Origin of the sequence: Nocardia veterana NBRC 100344 (assembly GCF_000308855.1) — a bacterium.
Lineage (GTDB): Bacteria > Actinomycetota > Actinomycetes > Mycobacteriales > Mycobacteriaceae > Nocardia > Nocardia veterana.
The window spans coordinates 26,998-50,667 of sequence record NZ_BAGM01000064.1; the positions used below are offsets into that span (position 1 = coordinate 26,998).

Genomic DNA, 23,670 nt, shown 5'->3' on the forward strand with positions numbered 1-23,670 from the left:
CTGTCGCGATACGAATAATTGAATCGTTCGATGCGAATAATCATATCGAGGAGTGTTTGTGCGACGTACAGGTCTACTCGGGACCCTGGCCGCCTCGGCCGCGGCCGCCACGGCGGCAATGCTGGTCATCGGCGCGGGAACCGCGAATGCCGCATTCGGTCCACCACCTCCGGTCAATCCCTTCCTCGGGCCGGTCGGCACCGCCACCATGCACGGCGACGCGGAATCCTCCGACAGCACGCCCCTACCGGGCGTGGGCACCGGCGCGGTGACCGCGCAGTTCCGAGAGCTGGCCGCGGCGTGCCCGACGATTCTGCAGGGCGGTGACGGCATGCCACAAGCGTTGTGCACCACCGTCACCGACCGTTCGCCGAAGATCTTCCTGCTCGATCCCGGCAACGGTCAGCCGCTGACCTCGCTGTCACTCCCGAAGGGCGGCCTGCTCGGCGGCGTGTACGCCTATCTGGACAATGCCGACCGCATGGTCATGGTCGACGGTGACGACAACCTGATCCGGGTCGGCCATCGGCGCGACGGCGGCGACTGGAAGCTGGCGATCGATGCCACGACCCCACTCGGCGCCGCGGTGACCGGACACTGCGGCGGCGGTGACTGCGACAGCGTCGCCTCGCTCATGCCCGATCAGCAGGGCCGGGTCTGGTTCGCCACGGCCAACGGCGCGGTCGGCGTGGTGGACCCGAATTCCGGTGCCGCCCAATCGATCACCCTGCCCGGCGAACATGTGGACAACAGCATCTCCACGGCACCGGAGGGCACGGCGGTGACCACCGATCACGCCACCTACCTGTTCACCGCCGACGCGTCCGGCGCACCCCGGCAGCTGTGGCGCCGGCCCTACGATCGGGGTCCGGCACGCAAGCCGGGGCAACTCAGCTGGGGCAGCGGCGCCAGCCCGACCTTCTTCGGTCCCCGCGACGGCACCGACTATCTGGCGATCACCGACAACGCCGTCCCCCAGGAGAATCTGCTCGTCTACGACACGCGCACCGGCGCTCCGGTGTGCTCGGTGCCGGCGGTCGACGGTACCGAGAACTCCCCCATCGGCTCGGGTTCGAGTGTCTTCGTGGCGAGTACCTACGGCTACCCGTACCCGGCGCTGCCCGACAATGCCGGTCCGAGCGATCCGGCGCGTGCGGATTTCACCGGCGGTATGGTCCGCATCGACGTGAACGCCGACGGTAAGGGCTGCACCCGGGTGTGGACCAGCGAGGTGAAATCGGCTGCCGTGCCGCGACTCTCACTGGCCGACGGGCTGATCTACACGGTCGCGCGCAAGAACGAGGTCGCCGGAATCGGCACGGGCAGCGCCGGCGCGCTGATCGACACCTACCATCTGGTCGCGATCGACGCCGCGACCGGCGCGGAGAAGTCGAGCCGGCTGATCGGCACGAGTACGGTGCACGACACCTTGCAGATGGTCGGCACGATCGCGCCCGGCCGGGTGCAATACCAGGGCACCACGACCGGGCTGTTCCGCATCACACCGCGCTGATCGGCAACCTCTCCGCTCCGGGGGCGAGACCGAATCGGTCTCGCCCCCGGCCGTTTCCCGGCCCCCGCGACCGGCTGCACTCGGCGCCCGCAAGCGATTCCGGCGAACATCGTTGTTGCACAGTTATTTCTGCCCGGTAGCTGCGAAATACCTACGTGGACAGTCGACGGCAACCATCGACGTGGAGACAATTCCACGCGCCGCGTGCCGGAGCCCACGAGAATTCGACGAACAGCCTGTCGGGTAAGGTATTACAGCAACCTCCCGGCATTCCGTGATCTTGTCCGCGCCGATCGGCCGAAATACGTCCCGCGCATTCGTGTTCCGCGTTAAAAGCTCATTACGCTGCTGTATCTGCCTGGTTAGCAAGATTTCTCAGCCGTAAACCTTTCACCGTCCGCCGATGGTCCGCGCGACCGCTCGTTAATCTCCTTTTCGCGCCTTCCGGACAATTCCGGATTCCGCACCGGCAGCGGACAATTCGGAACCTCTTTCCCCACCTTCCCCCGCCGCCGGCCTTATCCGATCGACCACGATGAGGATCCGATGAACAAGACCACCCGATTGGTCTCCGGCGCGACCTTGGCGCTGATGGTGACCGGTGCCGTCGCCACCACCGCCCACGCCGCCGAGCCCGGCGCGGCCCCCGCCGGTGCTCCGGTCACCGCCGACCCGTTCACCCTGAGCACCGAGATCTTCCCGGGCGTGCGCTACACCAGCAACGCCCAGGACGGCTCGGTCAGTATCCAGACCGGGCTGGGCTCACTCACCACGGTGGGCGCCCAGTTCCAAGTGAAGGACAGCGCCGGCGCGCTCGTCGCCGGGACCGCGCTCACCGCCCCGCCGAAGGCCGAACAGGCCGCGGCCGTGACCGTCGACCGGCCCACGCCGCAGCAGGCCGCGGTCCAGCAGGCACCTGCCCAGCAACCGGCCACCGAACAGCCGGTCACCTCCGCGCAGCCGATCTATACCCAGGACGAGTTCAACTCGGCACTGAGCGTCGCCGCGACCCAGTTCGGGCTGGCGACCGGTATCGGCAGCCTCGCGGGCGGCCTGCTCGGCGGTGTCACCGGCTGCGCCCTCGGCGCGACCGTCGGCGCGGTGCTGGTTCCGGAGTTCTTCCTGGCCAGCGGACCCGCGGGTTGCCTGGTCGGCGCCGGTCTCGGCGCGACGATCGGTCCGCTGATCGGCGCCGCGGTGCTCGGCATCCCGGTCGGTATCGCCAGCGCGGTGCAGATGTACAACACGCTCAACGCGCCGGCCCCGGCCGCTTCCTGAAACCCGCATCATCTGTGCTGTGGCCCCGCCGCGCGGCGGGGCCACAGCCGTTCCCGCCAGGTCGGAATGGGTACTATCCGGGTACGTAGTCGATGGTGGAGAGGTTCGATGGCACATCGTTTCGGGGATCTGGAGGCGGTGGTGATGGACCGCATCTGGTCCGCTCCCGACACCATCACCGTACGAACCGTGTTCGAGGATCTGCTGCGCAGCCGGGAGATCGCGTACACCACAGTCATGACCACGATGGACAATCTGCACCGCAAGGGCTGGCTGGAACGCGAACGCGACGGCAAGGCCTACCGCTACCGGCCGCGGCTGACCCGCGAACAATACAGCGCCCAGCTGATGCGTGAGGCGCTCGGCGGCGGCCGCTCGGACCTGGTGCTCGCCCATTTCGTGGAGCAGATCTCCGACGACGACACCGCCGCCCTGCGCAAGGTGCTGCGGCAGGCGCGAAGCCGACACACCTCCGGTGATCGCAGCCCGGAGACCGGGGCCGCCGAGTGACCCTCGCGTTGTGCCTGCTGGGTTATTCGGCACTGGTCTGCGTTCTGGGCCCCCCGATCCTGACCCGGCTGACCGCGCACGGCAGTGTTCCCGCGCTCGGCGTCGCCGTCTGGCTCACCGCCCTCGTCGCCGTCCTCGGGGCGTGGGCCGGGGCGGCGGTGGCCTCGGCGGTGCAGGTCGCCCACATCTGGGATCTGCCGATGGCGCATCTGTTCGACGACTGCGTGGTCGCGATGCGGGCTACCGCCGACGGCCGGCACGGCGTGCCCGCCCAGATCGTCGCGCTGGCATCGACGCTGATACTGACCGGATTCGTCGCCGGGCGCGGCGTCCGGGTGGTGCGCTCGGTGCTGCGGGCGCGCACCACCAGCGCCGATCACGCCCGATCGGCCTCGATCATCGGGCGACGGCTGACCGGAGCCGAAGGCAATGCGGTGATCATCGACGCACCGCAGAAGGCGGCCTATTGTGTCGCCGGCCGCCCCGGTGCGGTGGTGGTGACCAGTGCCGCGGTCGCCGCGTTGGACCGGCCCCAGCTGGCCGCCGTGCTGGCGCACGAAGACGCCCACCTGACCGGGCGCCACCATCTGATCCGCGCCTGCACCCGCGCGCTGGCCGCGGCCCTGCCGCGGATCCGGCTGTTCGCCATGGCCGACGATCGGGTCGCGCATCTGCTCGAGATGTGCGCCGACGACCGGGCCGCCGGCCGGCACAGCCGCACCACGATCCTGACCGCCCTGCTCGCCCTCTCCGGCGCGGTGGACGACGAGATCCGCTCCGCCGCACCGGGTTCGATGCCGGATATCGCGTTGGGAACCAGCGGCCTCGCCGTCGCCGCGCGGGTCGATCGGCTGTTGAGCAGCGAGTCGCGGGCCCGCCGGGCCGGGCACGGATTACGGCTCGGCGCCGCCGCAACCGTCCTCACCGCGATCCCGGCCTCGGGTTATCTGCTGGTGCATTTCGGAATGGCCGGGTGTCTGCCGTTTCTGCACTGAACGCCACCCGGACACGAGTGTGGGCCGGTCTCGGGAAACCGGCCCACACCTCCGCGTCGCGCCGGGCCGACCGCCCGGCGGGCGACGATCAGTTGTAGATCATGCCGAACGACGGCACGGAGATGGTGCCGCGCTGGTACTGGAACCCGTCCGGGTTCGCGTCGGACACCGGCACCGGCCAGCGGTGCCACAGCGTCCCGTACACCGCGGCCACGACCATTCCGGGGCCGGGATCGAAGACCGCGGTGCGGATCGTGGTGTCCAGCGGCACGTCGTTGTGTTCGATCAACACCTGGTTGCCGCTGCGGCCGTTGGACAGGTTGTACCAGACCACCTGCAGGCTCGCCCCGGCCTGATTCGGGGCGATGGTGCCGGGACCACCGAAGAAGCCGAAGCGGAAACCGTCGTAGTTCAAGGCGATTCCCGAGCCGTAGATGCCCGGGCCGTCGCCGCGGCCGATATCGGACTGGGCGGGCATCTGGAACGGCTGCGGCGGCAGGGCGGCCTGCTCCACCGCCGGACCGGAGGCGATCAGCCGATCGATCGCCTGTTCGGCCGCCGGGTTACCGGCCGCGGCCGCCCGCAGGTGCGCGGTCGCCGCGGACCAGTCGACCGGCGTGGGGGCCGCGGTGGTGGGGGCGGCGAACATCAGGCCCGCGGCGGTGGCCGCTATCGCTGCCGCGCTGAGACGACGGGTGAAACTCAGTCGACGCATAACCAGTTCTCCTCGAGTATTCCGGTAGTGCTTGCTGAGACGAATCGCTGTGCGTTCTTTTCGGATTCTCCCACCGGCCGGCGGACGGCGGGTCCGGTCACCGTATCGGGTCGGGACCGGCTCGGTGCGGCGGCACGCGGCAGCCCGCGCCCGGTACGCTCTTGCCGCCACGGCCGCCGATCTGTCACGATGGTCGGCATGTTCGCAGGAAAGGACGACACCACCGCCCTCCGGTGAGTGCATTCGGGCAGCGCGAGGCTGCCGACATCCGTCGAGAAATAACCGATCACCTGCTGTCCACGGCACCGGCCGACCGTCCCGCCGCCGAAGCGGCGTTGACGCAGTTGTATCGCCTGGCCGGGTTGGCGCCACCACGATTCCGCTGGGTCGATTCACCCCTCCTCGCCCTGCACACCGGTGCGCCGGGCCGCATCGGCCGTAACCCCTTGCAGCAGCGCACATCCCGTGACTTTCCGTTGTTGTCGTGGCTGTCGTGGCAGTGTCACGAGCTGTGGCCGCGGCCGGGAGCCGAGATGTTTCGGCGGCACGTCGAGGAGCCGGTGGCGCGGACCTGGAATGCCACGATGCAGCCGGTCCTGAGTACCGCCTACGGCGTCTTCGACCGCCTCGGCAGTTGGCAGCGGGTGTACGGCCCGCCCGGCGTGTGGGCGTATTTCGCACTGCTGCACGGCGATTCGTCACCGCTGTGGCAGGCGTGGGCGACCGTGGCCCGAAGCTGTGGTCCGTGGTGGCCTGGTGAGCGTGTCTGTGTGATCTCCGAGCGGCCCCGGGTCTTGCGCACCGAGCCGACCGCCGGCCTCGACGCGCTGCGGCCGCACTGCCCCGACGGGCCCGCGGTCGGCTACCCGGACGGGTGGGAGCTGTATTTCTGGCACGGCACGCGGGTGCCGGAATGGGTGATCACCGCACCCGATGCCGCGGCGATCGATGCCGAGCTCAATATCGAGGTACGCCGCTGCGCCATCGAACGTCTGGGCTGGCCCGCGTATGTGGAGCAGGCCGGGCTGCGGCTGGTCGCCACCGCCGCGGATCCGGGCAATCCGGGTTTCGAGCTCCTGCTCTACGACCTGCCCGGGCAGCACCGCGTTCTCGTCGCCACCAACGGATCGGTCGAACGCGACGGCACCCGCCGCCGATACGGTCTCGGCGTCCCGCGCTATCTCGCCGACCCCGTCGCGGCCGCGGCGTGGACCTACGGATTGTCCGCCGATCTCTACCGCACGCTCGTCCATCGCACCTGAGGTGATGCACATGCTCGATGACTCGATGATTACCTGCGCCACAACCGATTCCGACTCGATGGGGCTGCTCGCCCACGCCGTGGACATCCCCGTCGTCGACGGGTTGTACGCCCAGGGCGACCTGATCGTGGTCCCGCTGTCACTCCTCGGACCGGTCACCCCGGCACCGTACGGAACCCGGATACCCGTGCCCGCCAGGGGCATCGAGGTCCTGCGCGGCGGCGCCGGTGGAAATCCGCACACACTGGTCGCCGAGCCGGGAACCTGCTGGTGGACCCCCGACGTCCTCGATCCGGAGGGCTTGGCGCTGGGCATCTTCCGAGCCGATGCCGTCGCCTATCTCATGCATCCCGAACACGGCGCGACCGGCAGCGTCCCGGGCGAGTACGTGATTCGCCGCCAACGCGAATTCACCCGTGCCCACAGCCATCTCGTCGCCGACTGAGCCGCCGCGGCGGCCTCACGCTCCGATGGCCTGGGCGAACATCGGCCACGACCGGTGCAGATCGTCCTGCCAGTAACCCCAGGAATGGGTGCCGGCCGGGCGGAACTCGAAGGTGGCGGCGACCCCGAGCTGCTGCAGCCGGTCGTGTAGCTGATGGGTGCAGATATTGGTCACCCCTTCGAGCGCGGCGCCGAATACCAGCTGATAGGCGAGTTGGGTGGGGTCGCCGTGCGCCCCGTGCAGGTTGTCGAGCGGCCCGGGTGCCCCGGTGCCGGTGGAGACGTAGATCGCGGTGCCGCGCAATCGATCCGCATGCAGATAGGGGTCGTTGGCCGCCCACGCCGGATCCGTGGGCGGGCCCCACATGTTCACGGTGTTGCCCATCCGATTTCCGACCACCGCGTCCACGATCAACTGGCCCTGCGGGTCGCTGGTGCGCACACAGCCCGAATACGATCCGATGGCCCGATACAGCCCCGGCGCGGCCAGTGCCAGCTGGAACACCGACGTGCCCGCCATCGAAATCCCGGCGATCGCGTTCTGCCCGGTGCCACCGAACCCGGCATCGATGATCGGCGGAAGTTCCTTGGTCAGAAACGTCGTCCAGCGTTGCCGGCCGAGTACGGGATCGTCGGCGCGCCAGTCGGTGAAGTAGCTACTGGCGCCGCCGAACGGAACCACCACGTTCACCTGCTTGTCGGCGAAGAATTCGGCGATATCGGTCCGGTCGGCCCAGCTGCCGTCGCTGATGCCACCGTTGGCCCCGTTGAGCAGGTACAGCGTGGGCGCCGGGCGCTGCGGGTCGGCGGCCCGAATCAGCTGGACCCGCGTCACATTGCGCATGGCCGCCGAGTACACGCCGATGTCCAGGATCCGATCGGCCCGGGGGCGAATGTCCTGAATATGTGAGCCGTCCGGCGCGCGCACCGCCATCGGATCCGCAGCCGCGGGCTCGGCCCGGCCGCGCTCACCACTACCGATCACGGCCATGAGGGCGATCAGCACCGTCACGACGGCGGCGCGCATACGCAATCTCCGCGGGCGGTTGGGCATCCTCGCTCCGATCTCGACCCGGTCGGCGGCGATCATGTCCGACCGACATTGTCCACAGTCAACGACGTCGCCGACCGGGACGGCACCGGATATCCCGGAATTTGTGGGCATTACCAGACCGGTCGCCCCCGCACTGGCATTCGCGCCAAATATCCGCCGCACCACTGGCCCGGTCCCCGCCCCCGGCTTACCGTCGGCGAGGCCGGATCCGCTGTTCGTACCCTCCGCTGTCGGTAACCTCTGAAAGGCGGCGCGTGAATTCCGCTGTCCCGCACGCTCTGCGTGGTGACTGGGCCCGCGTGGCGGCAGCGCTGTGCCTGGCCGTCGGTCTGGCCGGTGGCTCCGCCACGGCTCAGCCACCGGCCACCGCACCGGCGAATCCGGCTGCGGCCGCGTCGGTTTCGGCCGACCGGCTGCGGGCCGAGGCCCGCCCCTCCCCCGATGGGTCCTTCCTCGCGACCGCGGCGCCGGGATCGTCGCGCGCGCTGACGCTGACGGTGCATTCGGCTGCCATGAACATTCCGGTGCGAGTGGACGTGCTTCCGGCGCCGGACCGTTCGCGGCCCGCACCGACGGTATACCTGCTGAACGGCATCGACGGCGGCGCCGACGGGAATTGGATCAGTCGGACGGATATCGCCCGCTTCTTCGCGGACCGGCAGGTGAACGTGGTGGTCCCGTTCGGTGGTGCGAACAGCTACTTCGCCGACTGGCGCGTCGACGATCCGGTGCTCGGCCGGCAGCGGTGGGCGAGCTTTCTCACCGCGGAATTGCCGCCGATCATCGACTCCGGATTCGGCACGAACGGCCGCAACGCGATCATCGGTGTGTCCATGGCGGGCACGTCGGTCTTCCAGCTGGCGCTGGCCGCGCCGGGCCGGTATCGGGCGATCGGCTCGCTGTCCGGCTGCGCGCGCACCAGCGACCCGCAGGGACGGCTGATCGTGGACGCGGTCGTCGGCGCCGGCCTCGGCAATACCGTGAACATGTGGGGCCCGCCGGCGGACCCGGCCTGGGCCGCCAACGATCCGTATCTGCACGCCGACCGATTGCGCGGCACCGCGATCTACGTCTCCACCGGCACCGGGGCACCGGGTCCACTGGATACGCTCGACGGCCCCGGAATCGGCTCCAACCCGGCGAAACTGGCCGACCAGGTGCTGGTCGGCGGTGCGCTGGAAATCGGCGCGGTCCGCTGCACGCGCGAATTGCGGGACCGGTTCACCGAACTCGGCATTCCCGCCACCGTCGAGCTTCGCCCCAACGGCACCCACTCCTGGGGATATTGGCAGGAGGATCTGCACCGGAGCTGGCCGTTGTTCGCGGCCGCCCTCGAACAGTGACCGATCCGGCACCGCGCGGCGGGTACGGCAGCGGCCTGCGCCCGCAGACCCGCCCGGGCCGGACCCGGGGGCACTACGCTGCCAAGAATGGGCAGTTCCGCGGGATCGGCAGGCAAGCGCGGCACCCGGGGTGGCCCGTCCGCCCCGGAGCCGATCGCCGCGGCCGAACAGGCGGCCGCGGCGGCAGCCGACGAGCGGCATCCGCACGGGCGGCTCGGGCGGCGCTTCGACCGCAACTCCCCGTTCGTCATCGGCTTCACCGGAGGCCTCGGTGTGCTGCTCGCGATCGGCGTCGTGCAATTGCTGGCGACCGCTCGCCAGGCCCTGATCCTGGTCGGCATCGCCCTTTTCCTGGCGATCGGGATCGAACCCGTGATCGCGTGGCTGCGTCGGCATCGGTTGCCGCGCTGGGCCGCGGTCGCGCTGGTATTCGCCTGCGGGACAGCGATTGTCGCGGGATTTCTGACCGCCGCCATCACTCCGCTGGTCACCCAGGGCGGTGATCTCGTCGACCACGCCTCCGATCGTCTGCACGAACTCGAGGCCCAGTACCCGCTGATCCGATCCTGGTCGCAGCGACTGCATCTGGATCAGGAACTCCAGCACGGGCTCACCGCCAACTCGTCGCTCGTCCACGGCCTGCTCGGCGCCGGTGAGCGCGTCTTCGGCATTCTCACCAGCACGGTGATCGTGGTGGTGCTGACCGCGTATTTCTCGGCGAACTTCCCGCGCATCCGCGCCAATCTGTACCGGCTGTTCCCGCAGCCGCGGCGGCCGCGGGCGATTCTGCTCGGCGACGCGATCTTCGCCAAGGTCGGCGGCTACGTGCTGGGCAATCTGCTGATCTCCCTGATCACCGCGGTGGCGACGTTCATCTGGCTGACCGTGTTCTCGGTGCCGTACCCGCTGGTCCTGTCGGTGCTGGTGGCGATTCTGGACCTCCTGCCGCTGATCGGCTCGACGGTGGCCGGGCTGATCATCACCGCCGTCGCGCTGACGGTTTCGCTGCCGGTCAGTGTGGCCACCGCCGGCTTCTTCATCGCCATGCGGCTGCTCGAGGACTACCTGCTGGTACCGCGGGTCATGGATCGCACGGTGCGGGTACCGGCGGTGGTGACGGTGGTCGCCATCTTCCTCGGCGGGGCGCTGCTCGGCATTCTGGGCGCGCTGCTGGCGATTCCGGTGGCGGCGGCCGTCCTGTTGATCCTGCAGGAGGTGGTGTTCCCGCGCCTGGACCATCCGGACGAGACGCCTCCGCCGGCCGGAACCTGAGCTCAGGCCGGTTGCCGCGCCGGCGCGAGCGCGTCCTCGGCGAGGCCGAGCCGGGCGATCAATGCCGAACGCAGATACCACAATCCGGTCGTCCGCGACGGATCGAAGCCGGTCAGCTGGCCGATCCGGCGCAACCGGTAGTCGATGGTGTTCGGGTGGATGCACAGCTGCCGGGCCGCCCGCTGGCGGTTCAGGTCGGTGCTGAAGAAGACCTTCAGTGTTTCCAGCAGTTCGGGGTGCGCGTCCAGCGGCGCCAGCCGCGCATCCAGGATGTCGCGGCCGATTCCGGGCCGGGTGAGCTGATATTGCAGCGCCAGCTCGGCGAACCGGTGCACGCCCGGCCCGCGGCCCAGCCGGCGCACCGTGTCGAGCAGGTCGTGGGCCTGTTGCGCGGCACGCGGGACATCCGCGGCGTTCGCGCCGACCACGGCTGCGGTCAGCGGCACCCCGGCCAATTCCGACAACTGTGCGACGAGTTCGTCCAAATCCGTTTCCGCGCAGGCGGTCTCGGGCACGAGGATGCTGCCGCCGTCGACCGACAGCATGGCGAGGGCGTTGTCGCGCAGCAGTTTCGCCAACGCCGCCTGGACTCGGCGCAGTTTGCGCCGGGCCACGACGTGCCGGTCCAGCCGCGGATGCGTCTCGTCCGGGTGCGGCGGAATCCACACCGCCAGTACGTGATACCGGTCGGCGATGCGAATACCGCATTCGCGTGCCATCTTGGTGGTGGCGTGGCCGCCGAGCAACGCCGAGGTCAGCGTGTGGACCGCCGTGTGGTGTTCGGCGGCGTCGGCGCGACGTTCGAGCACGTAGGCCTTGCTCACGGTGGTGGTGATCAGATCCAGCAGTTCCAAGGCGGTGGAGGTGCCCTTGACGACGAGTTCCGCATCGCTGGCCTGAGCTCGGGCGAACAGCAGGTCGAGGCCCGCCTTGAAACCCTCGTGCACGGCGTGCACGACGACCTCGATCGGGACACCGGCCCGGCACCAGCGGGCGGCGGCGCCGCGCAGGCGATCGGTCCGCTCGGGCAGATCCCCGCCGTTGACTCGCCGGATGGACCATTCGACGCAGAGCCGCGCCACGGCCGTGACCTCGCCGGACAGCACATCCGCGGGCAGGGTGGTGAACGGCGGCACCGCCGCGGACAGGTGTGCGACCAGTTCGCGGGACATCGCGTGCACGTCCCGCATCGACAGCGAGACCACGCGGCCGGACATCGCGCGCTCAGCACCGACTGTGCTTGCTGTAGTCACTCTGACCTCCTTGTCACGGACCGGATCCGCGGCCTGGCGCGAGATCCGCCGCATCGGTGATCGGGCGATGCCGAGACCACCCGTTCACCGGCCGTAGGTGTTACGTGTTGGAACGGTAATCCGAGTCTCCGCTCACCTTCTACTCCGTTTTGGACAGATTCGACATCCCGGACAAGGGCTTCTCGCCTGGGGATATGCTGCCGGGCGCAGCGATCTCCGCGGTTTCGGGAACAAAACATGGGTAACCGCTCACTTTTGCTCGATGCGCTGCCGGCGAATCGGGCGGTCGGACGACGTCGCCCGGCGCGCACCGAGGCTGCGCCGGGCGGCTTCGCTCCGCGACTACATACGCACGGCCGGTGCCGGGTCGCCGGCGACCGAGCCGGTGACCGACGCGAAACTCGAGGCCGGCGGACGGCGCAGCATCCGGGCGAAGGTGCGCGCGGAGGCGGGCCAGGGGTTGGTGACGGCGCCGCTGTCGTGCCGGTACCAGTTCGGCACCTGCGCCGACCAGACGGTGCCGGCCAAGGCGCGGTCCAGCCATTCCCGGTAGGCCGCCATCGCCTCGGGACGCACCTCCACCGCGGCGGCGCCGATCTGTTGCCGCCAGCGCAGGCACCGCAGAATGAAGTCGATCTGATACTCCTTCATCGTCGGATTACTTCCCGCCGGATTGAACGAGTTGGGCCCGGCGAGGAGGAAGACGTTCGGAAACCCCGGTACCGCCAAGCCCATGAAAGCGCTGGCGCCCGAACGCCATTCGTCCGACAGCAGGCGTCCGTTGCGGCCGCGCACGGTGATCGGCGCCAGGAATTCCGAAGCGCGGAAGCCGGTCGCGTAGACGATCACGTCGGCCGAGTGGTGCGCCCCGTCCGCGGTGTCGATTCCGCCCGGCGTGATCCGGGCGATGGACGTGGTGACGAGGTCGACGTGGGCGCGCGCCAGCGAGCGATAGAAGTGATTGTCGAACAGAATCCGCTTGGCGCCGATCGGATAGTCCGGCGTCAGCCGCGCGCGCAGGTCCGGATCGGAGACGCTGCGCCGCAGGTATTGCCGCGCACACCATTGCGCGGGGCGCGCGGGCCAGCCCCGACGCATGATCGGGACGAGCAGCGCATCGGCGCCCCACTGCAGCGTCCGGCGGTAGATCCGTTGTGCGCCGGGCAGCCGCAGTATCGCGCGAGCCGCCGGACCGAAGTCGGCGGACGGTTTGGGCAGAATCCACTGCGGCGTCCGTTGGAATATCCGGACCGAGGCCGCCTTGTCGGCCAGGTGCGGCAGACATTGCGCGGCGCTGGATCCGTTGCCGATCAAGGCGATCCGCCGTCCCCGCAGGTCGACCGCGTGATCCCAGTCGGCGGTGTGAAACGAGGCGCCACAGAACTCGTCCCGGCCCGGGAAGTCGGGAATGTTCGGCCGGTGCAATTGTCCGACGGCGAAGACCACGATCTCGGCGGTGTAGCGGATCCCGTTCGCGGTCAACAGCTCCCACCGCGCATCCCGGTCCGAATAGGTCGCCGCGACGACGGCGGCGCCGGTGTGCAGATGGGCGGGCAGCCCCGCCTCGGCGGCGACGGTCCGTAGATATTCCAACGTTCGGCGGCGCCCCGGGAACCGGGTGCGCGCATCCCGGTAGGGCGCGAAGGAGAACGAGTACAGATGCGCCGGAACGTCACAGCTGCAGCCCGGATAGGTGTTGTCGCGCCACACGCCGCCCAGTTCGGGCGATTCCTCCAGGATGAGGAAGTCGTCCATTCCGGCGCGCCGCAGCGCCGCTCCCATGCCGATCCCCCCGAATCCGGACCCGACGACGATCACTGTCTTGTGCAATCCCGTTACCACCTCCATGTGCGTAGAGATCCTCAGTAACCGATCAGCAACCATACGGGTCGGGTTCCCGAATACCTAAACGCCCGAATGCGAAGGCATTCGGCGCGTCCGGATAACGACCCGAAATCCGAACGAATTTCCAGATCGATCGCTTGTCCAGCAGCACGGCGTAGGTGCTCCACGCGGGACGGGCGCCAGTTCGGGGCGCGCACCGTGCTTGCGAATGACGAAAAACCGAAGAAACTAGCACATTTTCAGCAAAACAAGGTCGAACCGGACGTACGCCGCACAGACGACAGGATTCGCCGCTGCGCCGGCTCTATCCGGCGCCCCCAGCGCGGCCCGCGTGGCACAACGCGCTCGACCACGACCGCCGCCGCGGCGATGTGCCCGAATATCTCACCCTTGCAACATCTTCCGCGCGCACTCCGCGATGGGGTCTATACTCGCGGCAATTCGCACCGACGATTTGCCGCGCGGTTCGGCGGCGCCACACTGACGGGGAGTTCGACACCTATGGCCAACGAGGATCAGGCGCAGATTCGCACCGACATCCCGCATTCGGCACGCATCTGGAATTTCTGGATGGGCGGCAAGGACAACTATGAGGTCGACCGGGTGGTCGGCGAAGCGAGCCTGCAGATCGACCCGGATATCTCGACCATGGCGGTGCAGTCGCGGCAGTTCCTGATCCGGGCCGTACGACACCTCGCCCGGGAGGCCGGAATCCGGCAGTTCCTCGACATCGGCACCGGGCTGCCGACGATGCAGAACACCCACGAGGTGGCTCAGGAGGTGGCGCCCGACGCCAAGGTCGTCTACGTCGACCACGATCCCCTGGTGCTCGCCCACGCCCGGGCACTGCTCACCAGCACCACTCCGGAAGGCGTCACCACCTATATCAACGCCGACTTCCACGAACCGGAGAAGATCATCGAGGAGGCCCGCACCATCCTCGACTTCGAGCAGCCGGTGGCGGTGATGTTCATGGGCGTGCTCGGCCACGCCCGCAGCTACGAGGACATGCTGCGCATCGTGCGTACCGTGCTGGCGGCCGTCCCTTCCGGCAGTTATCTGGTGCTGTGGGACGGGACCGACGACAGTCAGGCGTATGTCGACCTGTGCGCCGAATACGCGAAAACGGGTGGCACGCCGTACTATCCGCGCACCCGAGACGAGATCGCGGCCGTCTTCGACGGGCTCGAACTCGTCGAACCCGGCTACACCCGCATCACCGAGTGGCGGCCGGGTTCGACCGAACTGGGCCGCGCCGCCGAGATCGCCGCCTTCGGCGGGGTCGCGCGCAAACCCTGATCCCGGTCAGCGCACCGAGCGGGCGTACTCGTGCGCCCGCTCGATGATGCGCAGCACCACCACGGCATCGGCCGGATCCACCGGTGGTTCGGCGCCGTCCAGCAGGCAGGCGGCGACCCCGGCGTAGAACTCCGGATAGGCGCCGGGTTCGCTCGGTGTCAGGCGGAGGTCGCCCTCCGCGCCGAGCTGACCCCAATCGACGGGATCCACCACACCCCAGGGCTTTCCGTCGTCCGGTCGCCGGCCTTCCCGCAAGGCGGCCTCCTGGGGGTCCAGCCCGTAACAGACGTAGCCGGCCTCCGACCCGAGTACCCGCAGCCGCGGGCCGAGCTGTGCGGCCACGGCACTCATCCACAGCTGCGAGTGGACCCCGTTCGAATGAGTGAGGGCGAGGAACGCATCGTCGTCGGTGGCCACGCCGGGGCGCCGGGCGTCGACCTCGGCATAGACGTGCGCGACCGGGCCGAACAGGGTCAGGGCCTGGTCGATCAGGTGGCTACCGAGGTCGTAGAGAATACCGGCGCCCTCGGCGGCGCTGCCGATCTCCCGCCAGCCGCCCTTGGGCCGGGGCCGCCACCGCTCGAAGCGCGATTCGAAACGGTGCACGGCACCCAGGGCGCCCTCATCGATCAGTCGGCGCACGGTGCGAAAGTCACTGTCCCAGCGCCGGTTCTGGAAAACCGTCAGCATGAGGCCGGCCCGGCGGGCCGCGGCGATCATGGCCTCCCCCTCCTCGGCGGTCAGCGCGAACGGTTTGTCGACCACCACCGGAAGGCCGGCCGCCACCGCGGCCAGCGTCAGCGGGGCGTGGGTGCGGTTCGGTGTCGCCACCACGACGAGATCGAAATCGGTTGCGGCGGAGAACAGTTCGTCGGGGGTCGGAAAAACCCGAACCCCGGGATGTTCGGCGCGAGCCTGGGCTGAGCGTTCGGCCGAGGAGGTCACCACCGCCGCCACCCGCAGCCGTGGCTCGGCGGCGATCAGCGGGGCATGGAAGACCGCACCCGCGAGTCCGTATCCGATCACCGCGACATTCAGCTCGGTCATCGCCGCCCTTTCCTCGACCGTTCCCGACGCACCTACGATCCCGCGCCGGGGCGCGAGACCGGCCGGCGACACACCGGCGGCGACCGATTCGGCTCGGCCGCCGCGCGACCGTCGTGCGGATCAGTAGTAGACCGGGCCCGGCACACCGCCGCCGGCCGCGACGGCATCGCCGGTGATGGCGATGCTGCGGGGCGAGGCGAGGAAGGTCACGACGTCGGCGACCTCGCGGGCATCGATCACCCGGCGGATCGAGTTCGTGGCCAGACCGGCCTCGAGTTCGTCGACCGTGGCGCCGGACGCGGCGGCCTGGGCGGCCAATCGTGCGCGCAGCCGCTCGGTCCGGGTGAGACCCGGATGGACCACCGTCACGTTGATCCCGTGCGGACCCAGTTCGTCGGCCAGGTTCTTGGTCAGCGCGGAGACGCTGACGTTTCGCACCGTCTGAGCGATCGAATTGGCCTGCCGCGCACCGAGTCCGCTGATGTTGACGATCCGCCCCCAGCCCTGGGCGATCAGATGCGGCGCGACGGCACGGGCAGTGCGCAGATAGCCCAGCACCTTCACCTCGACCTCGCGGCGCACGATGTCGTCACTGGTCGCGCCCAGGTCCGCGGGTGCGCCGGCACTCCACGGCGTGGCCGCGGCATTGATCAGGATGTCGACCCCGCCCAGTTCCGCGACGGTGCGGTCCACCAGGGCCCGCACCTGCGCGTCGTCACCGGTATCGGTGGGAACCGCCAGCACCCGAGCGCCGGTCTCGTCGGTGATGCTCCGGGCCGCGGCGGCCAGCGGTTCCGCAGATCGGGCCGCGAGCACGACCGCGACACCTTCGGCCGCCAGCCCACGCGCGATCGCCAACCCGATTCCCTTGCTGCCCCCGGTCACGATGGCGCGCTTACCGCTCAGTTCCAGATCCATGCCGGCGACGGTAACAAGGTGCGGCCCACCGGTCGCGGATCCGGATCGCGCTGAACCGAATCCGCCCGGCGCGGGCCATTCAGTCCTCCTCGTCGTCGCCGGCGTCTATGCGCACCACGCCGGCGATGACACCGAGGATCGAGGCCGCGCCCACGGCGCCGGGCCCGCTCACCGTCGAGCCCACCGTGACGAGCCGGTCGGCGGGGGCATCGATCGCCGGATCACCGGCCCGGCGGCCCAGCACGACCGCCGGAGTGAGCGTGCCGCCCAGCTCGCTGAGCAGGACGCGCGAGATTCGACTCTCAGCGGCGATCCGGTACCGCGCGGGCGAGTGAGTCCAGCGCGAACCCGATCAGCCCGATCACCACGATCACGGCCATCACCTGGTCGTAGGCGAGTTGGTCACGGGCATTGAGGATCTGATAGCCGAGCCCGGACCGCACGCCCAGCATCTCGGCCGGCACCAGCACCACCCAGGCGATACCGAGCCCGACCCGGAATCCGGTCTGCACCGGGCCGCGGATCGCGGGCAGCACCACCGTGGTCAGCTGTTCGCGCCGCGTCGCACCGAAGGAACGCGCCACCAGCAGCAGTCCGGGATCGATGGAGCGCACGCCCGCGGCGGTGTTGAGCACGATGGGCCACACCGAAGCCGCGGCGACCAGGAAGATCACCGGCTGATGCCCGATCCCGAACAGCGCCACCGCGATCGGGGCCCACGACAGCGGCGAGATCATCCGCAGAAACTGCACGATGGGCGCCACCGCCGATTCGGTGGCGGCATGCAATCCGAGCAGCAGGCCCAGCGGCACCCCGACGGTGACCGCGATCAGCAAACCCACCGTGAGCCGCCACATGCTCACCCCGATATCCGGGACGAGCACCCCGCGGTCGAGCAATCCGGCGATGGCGCCGGGTACATGCTGGGGACCGAATTCGCGCAGCAGCGACTGTGGTCCGGCGACCACATCGGTGAGCACCCACCACAGCAGTATCGCGGCGGCCACGGCGCCCAGGCGCGGTATCCAGGTCGCGGTGCGGCGGAGTGGGCGGGCGGCGACGGTAGTCACGATGGATCGATCTCCTCGGTACGAGTGAGCCCCGGGGGCAGTCCGAATGCGGCGGGCCCGCCCGCCCGGTCCAGGGCGGTCCGGACGAACCGGTCGTCGACGAGTTCGGCGTGCACACCGGCCGGGTCGAGACGAGACAGGAACCGGGTGTCGCCGTCGACGACGGTGTCGTGCATGGCGGTCGCGAGCGCGGTGGTGAAGCTGGGAAAGGGGAAGGGCTGGAATCCGATTCGCTGCGGATGCCAGTCCGGGTGGCGGACCGGGATCCGATCGGAATAGGTCAGCGCCTTCGTGATCGCGGGCAGCGGTTGCGGAAGATACCGTCCCGCAAGCTGTTTCGCCGCGGCCGGGCGGTCACCACCGATCCGCAGCTGGGCTTTCACCACCGCCTCCGCGATCGTCTGCGCGACGGCGGGCCGGCTGTCCAACAGGTCCTGATGCACCACCAGCGCGCAGCAGGCGTGGTCGCGCCACAGGTCGCCGAGAAAGCGGTGGATGCGGCCCACCCCACGCAGTTCGGCCCCGGCATTGAACGGGTCGGCGACGGTGAAGGCGCTGATCGACCCGTTGGCCAGGGCCGGAATCATATCCGAGGGACTCATCACGATCAGCTCCACCGTGCCCGCCGCCCGCGTGGCCGAACCGCGGATCACCGGCCGTAATCCGTTGGCGCGCAACCACTGCTGGATCACGATGTTGTGGATCGACCACCAGAACGGGATCGCCACCTGTGTGCCCGCCAACTGCCCCGGTTCGGTGATGTGCGGTGCGACGGTCAGCGCGGACCCGTTGGTGTGGTTCCAACCCAGAACCCGGGCCGGGGCGCCGAGGCCGAAGCGCAGCTGGATCGCCATCGGCATCAGCAGGTGCACGATATCCACCTGACGGGTGAGGAAGGCCTCGGCCAGGGCGGACCAACTGCGAAACAGCACAGGCTGGGCGAATTCGGTGCCGCGTTCGGCGATCAGCAGCGGAGCCGCGTCGGTGATCGGCAGATATCCGATGCGCAGTTGCGCACCGCCGGCGGCGCGGCGTTCGGCGGCGGCCACACCGAGATCCGCCAGTCCGGCCAGCCCACCGGCAGCAACCAGTCCGGCGCAGCCGCACAGCAGGCCACGCCGCGTAATCCCGGACCTGCTCATACCGTCACCGACGCATCCCGGTAGCGCTCGATAATGCTCTGCCGCAGGGTATTTCGTTCATCCTCGGTGCCGGGGCGAGCGTAGTGCGCGCGCACTCTGCCGCCGTGACCGATGAGCACGATCCGGTCCCCCAGCCGCAGCGCTTCGTCGACGTCGTGGGTGACCAGCACGGTAGTGCACCCGAGGTCGGCGACCAGGGCCGCGAGCCAGTCCTGTAGATCGGCGCGCACGGCCGGGTCCAGCGCGCTGAAGGGTTCGTCGAGCAGCAGCAGCCGCGGCCGGACCGCGACCGCGCGCATCACTGCCACCCGCTGCGCCTGGCCGCCCGAGAGCTCGTCGGGCATCCGGTCGGCCAGCCCGGCCAGGCCGAACCGCTCGAGCAGCGCATCGGCCGCCCCGGGATCCAGATCGTCGCGATGGCGCGCGAACCGGCCACCGAAGCGGACGTTGTCCCGCACGCTCAGCCACGGCATCAGCAGCGGCTGCTGGAACACCACGCCGGTCGTCGGATTCGCCTGCCCCCCTTCGCCCCAGCCGATGCTGCCGCCGTCGAGCCGGTCCAGCCCGGCGATGATCCGCAGCAGGGTCGATTTCCCGCTGCCGCTGGGGCCGAGGATCACCAGCAGCTCTCCCGCCGTGATCTCGAGATCGACACCGTCGAGCACCGGTGCGCCGTGGCGGGCGTAGCTCTTGCGCGCGCCCGCTAGTCGTACTGCGACAGTTCCCACCGCAATTGACCTTCCGAGGGAGATTGGACGGGGAGGAAGGCGGCCTCACGGAACCGCCGGTTGGTGTCGCAGTCCCGGGCGAACCCGGCGCCGCCGCGCAGCGTGGATTCCAGCCGGGTGGCGTCGACCGCGACCCGGGACGCGTCGAGCCGCACGCGAATCAGTTCGGCCGGCGCGACCCGGCCCGGATCGGCGGCGAACGCGTACAGCCGCTGCCGCACCGACCGGTGCCGAGCCGTGAGTTCGCCGTGGTCGCCACGGAATCGGTCGCCCAGCCCCGTCAGCCGGGCTCCGGCCTCCGCTACCGACCGGCCCGCGACACCGCTGCAGAAGGCGGTCTGCAGGAGCAGGAAAATCGGCCGGATCGCGGCCCCGAAGCGGGGCAGATCGGTGGTGATCAGCTGATCGTCGGGCACCTCGACGCGGTCGAAGGTCAACCCGGTCGAGCCGGTGGCGTTCAGCGCGAGCAGTTCCGGAGCCGGCCGCACCAGCACCCCGTCGGCACCGGCCGCGACCACGGCGACGCGACCGGACCTGTCCGCCCCGCGGTAGGGGAAGACGATCAGCGCGTCCTCGAAGACGTTGGAGGCCCACGCGATCGAGCCGGAGACCGCCCGGTCGTCCCCCGGCTCGGCCCGCAACGGCAACTCACCGAGTCCGGCGAGATGTTTGAGTGCCGCGGCCATCGCGGTGACGCCGACCGTGCGCCCGGAAGCGAGGCCGTCCAGATAACACCGGCGTACCGGTTCCGGTGCCCGCCACACGTATTCGAGCGTCATGCGCTGAGCCCAGAGCGAGAAGCCGGCCGCGAGACTTTCGGCCGCCACCTCCTCGATCACGACCGCGAATTCGCTGATATCGGTCTCGCCCAAGGCGAGGGCGAGCAACTCGCTCCGGCCGATCTCCGCGAGATCGACGCGGACGTCGGTGGTTCCGGCGTCGAGCGCGGCAGCGCGCTCCCGTACGAAGGCGGCGACCGCCGCGCGCGCCGGCACGGTGACGGTCATGTCCGCGGATCCTCGAGCGCGTACAACCGGTCGATCGGGGTGCTCACCGCGGCCCGGGCCCGGCGCACCGCGGCTTCGTCCGGCGCGTCGTAGAAGCACAGGCATTTGGCGGTGTCCTCACGCACGTAGGTGCGCAGGAAGCTGACCTCGGGGACGTCGGCGTATTTCGGCGCGTTGGCCTTCTTCCGCGCGAGGTAGGTGTCCATATCGATCTCGGCGGGGATGTCCCACTCGACCAGATAGCCCGCGGCGGGGCGGGCGGCCTTGACGGTGGCGAGGTCGGCGCCGACGATCCGCACCTGATGGGGTCCGTCGACCGCGGCGGCGGACACCTCGTCCGCCGGGAGCGCGGGCGCATCGCATCCGGCGAATTCGGCGATCGCGAAGATCCGCGTCGCACCCGCCGTGACCTGCGCCTCGATCAACTCCCCACCGGCCTTGTCGACGCGCGCGCCGAATTCGTCGATGGTGCGCCCGGGGGCGCCGGTGGGCACGAGTTCGTACAGATACAGGGACATGGACAGCCGCCTTTCGGAACTGGCTCTGCGATGGGCTCGACAGCCGCGTGCAAGGGCGCGGCCGGAGATGTGCGCGAATGCTCGACGGCCCCGGGCGGGGCTGCCTCAGCGCTGGTGACGACAGGCAGCGCCCGCCACGCGCACGAGGTCCACGTGCAGTCGGCGGGTGAGGTTGCTGCGGGTCACCCGTTCAGACTAAACATGAACAGAACGTTCTGTCTACCTCTGGGAGTGGTTATGGTGGAAGACGTGGCCACAACAACACCATCGGCCGAGCAGCAGTCGACCCGCCGAAGTCGACCCGCGCCCGCCCAGCGCCTGCTGGAGACCGCGACCGCGCTGTTCTCCCGCTACGGGATCCGCGCCGTCGGCATCGACCGGGTGCTGGCCGAGGCCGGGGTGGCGCGGGCCAGCCTGTATCAGAGCTACGGCTCCAAAGACGCTCTCGTGCAGGCGTATCTGGAACACCTCGATCGCCGGGACCGCGGCCGCTGGGACGAGGCCGTGGCGGCGGTGACCGAGCCGGTCGACAAGGTGCTGACCTTCTTCGATCTCGCCCTGGCCTCCGCTCCCACCAAGGGCTTCCGCGGCTGCCAATACGCCAACGCGGCCACCGAATTTCCCGACCAGGAGCTGGAACCCGTTGTCGCCCACCGCCGATGGATGCTCGATACCCTGACCGCCCTGCTGCGCGAATGCGGCAGCGCGGAACCGGAGGCCCTCGCCCAGCGCATCCAGTTGATCTACGACGGCGCACTGTCGGGATCCAAGTTCGCCCACTCGCTGGAACCGCTGCGGACGGGCCGGAGCCTGGCGGCCGAATTGATCACGCGGTCGCTGCCAGGCTGACCGCATTCGCCGCGGCGAGCTAACATAACGCTCGTACGGTTTAACGTCTTCGGCGAGTGGGAGCAGCGCATGTGGGATCCCGACAGGTACCGCAGGTTCGGCGATCATCGGTCGCGCCCGTTCTTCGAACTGGTCGCCCGGATCGACGCCGAGAATCCGCGCCGGGTGGTCGACCTCGGCTGTGGTCCCGGGCAACTCACCGCCACGCTGGCCCAGCGGTGGCCGTCCGCGCGGCTGGAGGCCTTCGATTCCTCGCCCGAAATGGTCGCGGCCGCACGGCAATCGGGCATCGATGCCGAGGTGCGGTCCGCCGAGGACTGGCAACCGGCGCCGGACACCGATGTCGTGATCAGCAACGCCGTCCTGCAGTGGGTGCCGACGCACGCCGACCTGCTGCCCCGATGGGTGCACGCCCTGCCGGCCGGCGCCTGGCTGGCCTTGCAGGTGCCCGGCAACTTCGACGCACCGTCGCACGTCGCCATCCGCGAACTGGCCGCCCGCGACGAGTGGCGGTCGCGGCTCGAATCCAGCGGCATTCTGCAACCGCGCGACGTCCTCGATCCGAGCGGTTACGCGGCGATACTCACGGTGGCCGGCTGTGTGGTCGACGCCTGGGAGACCACCTACCTACAGCGGCTGACCGGCACCGATCCCGTCCTGGACTGGGTGACGGGCACCGCGCTGCGCCCGGTCCGCGCCGCACTCGACGATGCCGAGTGGGCACGTTTCACCGCCCAGCTCGCGCCGCTGCTGCGCGCCGCCTATCCACCGCGCGCGGACGGCACGACCTGGTTGCCGTTCCGCCGGGTTTTCGCCGTGGCGCACAAACCCGGGTCGTAGCATCGAGTTTGCTCCACTCTCGTCTGATAGTCCCGACCGATCGGAGGACATCATGACCACACCGAGCGATTTCACGTTCGAGAGCGCATATCAGCACGACGACGGTCCCTTCTCCGGCGCCAAACCGCCGTGGAGTATCGGCGAACCGCAGCCGGAACTGAAGGTGCTCGCCGACGAGGGCCAATTCCACGGCGACGTTCTCGACGTGGGCTGCGGCGAGGCGGAGATCTCGATGTACCTGGCCGCCCGCGGGCACGTCACGGTGGGCCTGGACTCGGCCCCGACCGCCATCGAACTGGCGCGGGCCGAGGCGGCCCGGCGCGGGCTCACCAACGCCTCCTTCGAGGTAGCCGACATCACCTCCTTCACCGGATACGACGGCCGGTTCGGCACCATCGTCGACAGCACCCTGTTCCACTCCATCCCGGTCGAGCAGCGCGACGCCTATCAGCGAGCGATCGTGCGCGCCGCCGCCCCGGGCGCGTCCTACTTCGCGCTCGTCTTCGACCGCACCGCGCTCCCGTCCGCCACCCCCGAGGGGTTCGGCCCCAATCCGGTCACCGAAGACGAACTACGCGAAGTGGTTTCGAAATACTGGGTGATCGACGAGATCCGCCCGGCCCGCATCCACGGCAACGACCTGCCGCGCGACGACCGGTTCCCGGTCCGCTTCGAGAACGTCCGCGACGAACCCGGCGGCCGCACCTCGGTCCCCGCCTGGCTGTTGCTGGCACACCTGGCCTGAACGCGACGGGCGCTTGCTACCCG

Annotated in this window: 25 protein-coding genes; 12 read left to right on the forward strand and 13 right to left on the reverse strand. The window is 69.6% G+C overall.

Annotated elements, in window-relative coordinates:
• Positions 1 to 118 precede the first annotated feature (118 nt).
• The 4 genes from ON37_RS10435 to ON37_RS10450 all read left to right on the forward strand — a co-directional run bounded on the left by ON37_RS10435 (position 119) and on the right by ON37_RS10450 (position 4,296).
• Positions 119 to 1,513 (forward strand): hypothetical protein, encoded by a 1,395-nt coding sequence (locus ON37_RS10435; protein ID WP_210742539.1) that lies wholly within the window; start codon positions 119 to 121, stop codon positions 1,511 to 1,513.
• Positions 1,514 to 2,059: 546 nt separating this feature from the next.
• Positions 2,060 to 2,791, forward strand: coding sequence for a DUF8020 domain-containing protein (locus ON37_RS30900; RefSeq protein ID WP_051031430.1), 732 nt, complete (start codon positions 2,060 to 2,062; stop codon positions 2,789 to 2,791).
• Between the two features lie 108 nt (positions 2,792 to 2,899).
• Positions 2,900 to 3,301: a BlaI/MecI/CopY family transcriptional regulator gene (locus tag ON37_RS10445; RefSeq protein ID WP_040718709.1), complete on the forward strand. Its 402-nt coding sequence runs from the start codon at positions 2,900 to 2,902 to the stop codon at positions 3,299 to 3,301.
• Positions 3,298 to 4,296, forward strand: coding sequence for a M56 family metallopeptidase (locus ON37_RS10450; protein WP_051031431.1), 999 nt, complete (start codon positions 3,298 to 3,300; stop codon positions 4,294 to 4,296). The genes ON37_RS10445 and ON37_RS10450 overlap by 4 nt, the downstream gene beginning before the upstream one ends.
• An 88-nt stretch (positions 4,297 to 4,384) precedes the next feature.
• Here the strand turns inward: ON37_RS10450 and ON37_RS10455 are convergent, their stop codons facing one another.
• Positions 4,385 to 5,011, reverse strand: a complete 627-nt coding sequence (locus ON37_RS10455; RefSeq protein WP_040718710.1) for a hypothetical protein — start codon at positions 5,009 to 5,011, stop codon at positions 4,385 to 4,387.
• A 233-nt stretch (positions 5,012 to 5,244) separates the two neighbouring features.
• On the opposite strand from ON37_RS10455, the gene ON37_RS10460 reads away from it, so the two are divergent.
• Positions 5,245 to 6,273 (forward strand): DUF6745 domain-containing protein, encoded by a 1,029-nt coding sequence (locus ON37_RS10460; protein ID WP_040718711.1) that lies wholly within the window; start codon positions 5,245 to 5,247, stop codon positions 6,271 to 6,273.
• 10 nt (positions 6,274 to 6,283) lie between these two features.
• Complete coding sequence (locus ON37_RS10465; protein WP_245553143.1) at positions 6,284 to 6,718, forward strand: DUF8820 family protein; 435 nt, start codon at positions 6,284 to 6,286, stop codon at positions 6,716 to 6,718.
• 15 nt (positions 6,719 to 6,733) lie between these two features.
• On the opposite strand, the gene ON37_RS10470 is transcribed toward ON37_RS10465, so the two are convergent.
• Positions 6,734 to 7,744 (reverse strand): alpha/beta hydrolase, encoded by a 1,011-nt coding sequence (locus ON37_RS10470; RefSeq protein ID WP_245553144.1) that lies wholly within the window; start codon positions 7,742 to 7,744, stop codon positions 6,734 to 6,736.
• Between the two features lie 281 nt (positions 7,745 to 8,025).
• Here ON37_RS10470 and ON37_RS10475 point away from each other — a divergent pair, with 281 nt between their 5' ends.
• Positions 8,026 to 9,114, forward strand: coding sequence for an alpha/beta hydrolase (locus ON37_RS10475; RefSeq protein WP_245553145.1), 1,089 nt, complete (start codon positions 8,026 to 8,028; stop codon positions 9,112 to 9,114).
• A gap of 87 nt (positions 9,115 to 9,201) precedes the next feature.
• Positions 9,202 to 10,386 carry an AI-2E family transporter gene (locus ON37_RS10480; RefSeq protein WP_051031432.1) on the forward strand — a complete coding sequence of 395 codons (1,185 nt, stop codon included), beginning with the start codon at positions 9,202 to 9,204 and terminating at the stop codon, positions 10,384 to 10,386.
• Between the two features lie 2 nt (positions 10,387 to 10,388).
• On the opposite strand, the gene ON37_RS10485 is transcribed toward ON37_RS10480, so the two are convergent.
• Together ON37_RS10485 and ON37_RS10490 are read right to left on the reverse strand one after the other, a co-directional pair.
• Positions 10,389 to 11,639, reverse strand: a complete 1,251-nt coding sequence (locus ON37_RS10485; RefSeq protein ID WP_245553146.1) for a PucR family transcriptional regulator — start codon at positions 11,637 to 11,639, stop codon at positions 10,389 to 10,391.
• Positions 11,640 to 11,981: 342 nt separating this feature from the next.
• On the reverse strand, positions 11,982 to 13,487 hold the full coding sequence (locus ON37_RS10490; protein ID WP_040718712.1) for a flavin-containing monooxygenase: 1,506 nt from the start codon (positions 13,485 to 13,487) through the stop codon (positions 11,982 to 11,984).
• A gap of 498 nt (positions 13,488 to 13,985) precedes the next feature.
• Between ON37_RS10490 and ON37_RS10495 the strand changes: the two genes are divergently transcribed.
• Positions 13,986 to 14,783, forward strand: a complete 798-nt coding sequence (locus tag ON37_RS10495; protein ID WP_040718713.1) for an SAM-dependent methyltransferase — start codon at positions 13,986 to 13,988, stop codon at positions 14,781 to 14,783.
• A gap of 6 nt (positions 14,784 to 14,789) precedes the next feature.
• Here ON37_RS10495 and ON37_RS10500 read toward each other — a convergent pair whose 3' ends face one another.
• The 9 genes from ON37_RS10500 to ON37_RS34665 all read right to left on the reverse strand — a co-directional run bounded on the left by ON37_RS10500 (position 14,790) and on the right by ON37_RS34665 (position 21,399).
• Positions 14,790 to 15,830, reverse strand: a complete 1,041-nt coding sequence (locus ON37_RS10500) for a Gfo/Idh/MocA family protein (RefSeq protein ID WP_040718714.1) — start codon at positions 15,828 to 15,830, stop codon at positions 14,790 to 14,792.
• A 120-nt stretch (positions 15,831 to 15,950) separates the two neighbouring features.
• Positions 15,951 to 16,748, reverse strand: a complete 798-nt coding sequence (locus ON37_RS10505; protein WP_040718715.1) for an SDR family NAD(P)-dependent oxidoreductase — start codon at positions 16,746 to 16,748, stop codon at positions 15,951 to 15,953.
• A 79-nt stretch (positions 16,749 to 16,827) separates the two neighbouring features.
• On the reverse strand, positions 16,828 to 16,992 hold the full coding sequence (locus ON37_RS32855) for a hypothetical protein (RefSeq protein ID WP_157171407.1): 165 nt from the start codon (positions 16,990 to 16,992) through the stop codon (positions 16,828 to 16,830).
• 58 nt (positions 16,993 to 17,050) lie between these two features.
• Positions 17,051 to 17,773: an ABC transporter permease gene (locus tag ON37_RS10510; RefSeq protein ID WP_373282004.1), complete on the reverse strand. Its 723-nt coding sequence runs from the start codon at positions 17,771 to 17,773 to the stop codon at positions 17,051 to 17,053.
• A 41-nt stretch (positions 17,774 to 17,814) separates the two neighbouring features.
• Entirely contained in the window at positions 17,815 to 18,960 is a 1,146-nt protein-coding gene (locus ON37_RS10515) for an ABC transporter substrate-binding protein (protein ID WP_040718717.1), read from the reverse strand.
• Positions 18,957 to 19,688 carry an ABC transporter ATP-binding protein gene (locus ON37_RS10520; RefSeq protein WP_040718718.1) on the reverse strand — a complete coding sequence of 244 codons (732 nt, stop codon included), beginning with the start codon at positions 19,686 to 19,688 and terminating at the stop codon, positions 18,957 to 18,959. Before ON37_RS10520 ends, ON37_RS10515 begins: the two co-directional genes overlap by 4 nt.
• Positions 19,664 to 20,695 carry an acyl-CoA dehydrogenase family protein gene (locus tag ON37_RS10525; RefSeq protein ID WP_040718719.1) on the reverse strand — a complete coding sequence of 344 codons (1,032 nt, stop codon included), beginning with the start codon at positions 20,693 to 20,695 and terminating at the stop codon, positions 19,664 to 19,666. The genes ON37_RS10520 and ON37_RS10525 overlap by 25 nt, the downstream gene beginning before the upstream one ends.
• Complete coding sequence (locus ON37_RS10530; RefSeq protein ID WP_040718720.1) at positions 20,692 to 21,213, reverse strand: DUF4242 domain-containing protein; 522 nt, start codon at positions 21,211 to 21,213, stop codon at positions 20,692 to 20,694. Before ON37_RS10530 ends, ON37_RS10525 begins: the two co-directional genes overlap by 4 nt.
• 105 nt (positions 21,214 to 21,318) lie before the next feature.
• Positions 21,319 to 21,399, reverse strand: coding sequence for a putative leader peptide (locus ON37_RS34665; RefSeq protein ID WP_371507465.1), 81 nt, complete (start codon positions 21,397 to 21,399; stop codon positions 21,319 to 21,321).
• 51 nt (positions 21,400 to 21,450) lie between these two features.
• On the opposite strand from ON37_RS34665, the gene ON37_RS10535 reads away from it, so the two are divergent.
• The 3 genes from ON37_RS10535 (at position 21,451) to ON37_RS10545 (ending at position 23,647) form a co-directional block, all read left to right on the forward strand.
• Entirely contained in the window at positions 21,451 to 22,062 is a 612-nt protein-coding gene (locus ON37_RS10535) for a TetR/AcrR family transcriptional regulator (protein ID WP_083892877.1), read from the forward strand.
• A gap of 69 nt (positions 22,063 to 22,131) precedes the next feature.
• A complete protein-coding gene (locus ON37_RS10540; RefSeq protein ID WP_040718721.1) occupies positions 22,132 to 22,902 on the forward strand; it encodes a trans-aconitate 2-methyltransferase in 771 nt (256 codons plus the stop codon).
• Between the two features lie 52 nt (positions 22,903 to 22,954).
• Entirely contained in the window at positions 22,955 to 23,647 is a 693-nt protein-coding gene (locus ON37_RS10545; protein WP_040718722.1) for a class I SAM-dependent methyltransferase, read from the forward strand.
• Positions 23,648 to 23,670 lie beyond the last annotated feature (23 nt).

What these genes read in the sequence shown, in the direction of transcription:
- ON37_RS10435 (WP_210742539.1), top strand. Translation starts at nt 119, where the DNA reads ATGCTGGTCATCGGCGCGGGAACCGCGAATGCCGCATTCGGTCCACCA.
- ON37_RS30900 (WP_051031430.1), top strand. Translation starts at nt 2,060, where the DNA reads ATGAACAAGACCACCCGATTGGTCTCCGGCGCGACCTTGGCGCTGATG.
- ON37_RS10445 (WP_040718709.1), top strand. Translation starts at nt 2,900, where the DNA reads ATGGCACATCGTTTCGGGGATCTGGAGGCGGTGGTGATGGACCGCATC.
- ON37_RS10455 (WP_040718710.1), bottom strand. Translation starts at nt 5,011, where the DNA reads ATGCGTCGACTGAGTTTCACCCGTCGTCTCAGCGCGGCAGCGATAGCG.
- ON37_RS10465 (WP_245553143.1), top strand. Translation starts at nt 6,284, where the DNA reads ATGCTCGATGACTCGATGATTACCTGCGCCACAACCGATTCCGACTCG.
- ON37_RS10470 (WP_245553144.1), bottom strand. Translation starts at nt 7,744, where the DNA reads ATGCGCGCCGCCGTCGTGACGGTGCTGATCGCCCTCATGGCCGTGATC.
- ON37_RS10480 (WP_051031432.1), top strand. Translation starts at nt 9,202, where the DNA reads ATGGGCAGTTCCGCGGGATCGGCAGGCAAGCGCGGCACCCGGGGTGGC.
- ON37_RS10490 (WP_040718712.1), bottom strand. Translation starts at nt 13,487, where the DNA reads ATGGAGGTGGTAACGGGATTGCACAAGACAGTGATCGTCGTCGGGTCC.
- ON37_RS10495 (WP_040718713.1), top strand. Translation starts at nt 13,986, where the DNA reads ATGGCCAACGAGGATCAGGCGCAGATTCGCACCGACATCCCGCATTCG.
- ON37_RS10500 (WP_040718714.1), bottom strand. Translation starts at nt 15,830, where the DNA reads ATGACCGAGCTGAATGTCGCGGTGATCGGATACGGACTCGCGGGTGCG.
- ON37_RS10505 (WP_040718715.1), bottom strand. Translation starts at nt 16,748, where the DNA reads ATGGATCTGGAACTGAGCGGTAAGCGCGCCATCGTGACCGGGGGCAGC.
- ON37_RS10515 (WP_040718717.1), bottom strand. Translation starts at nt 18,960, where the DNA reads ATGAGCAGGTCCGGGATTACGCGGCGTGGCCTGCTGTGCGGCTGCGCC.
- ON37_RS10525 (WP_040718719.1), bottom strand. Translation starts at nt 20,695, where the DNA reads ATGACCGTCACCGTGCCGGCGCGCGCGGCGGTCGCCGCCTTCGTACGG.
- ON37_RS10530 (WP_040718720.1), bottom strand. Translation starts at nt 21,213, where the DNA reads ATGTCCCTGTATCTGTACGAACTCGTGCCCACCGGCGCCCCCGGGCGC.
- ON37_RS10535 (WP_083892877.1), top strand. Translation starts at nt 21,451, where the DNA reads ATGGTGGAAGACGTGGCCACAACAACACCATCGGCCGAGCAGCAGTCG.
- ON37_RS10540 (WP_040718721.1), top strand. Translation starts at nt 22,132, where the DNA reads ATGTGGGATCCCGACAGGTACCGCAGGTTCGGCGATCATCGGTCGCGC.
- ON37_RS10545 (WP_040718722.1), top strand. Translation starts at nt 22,955, where the DNA reads ATGACCACACCGAGCGATTTCACGTTCGAGAGCGCATATCAGCACGAC.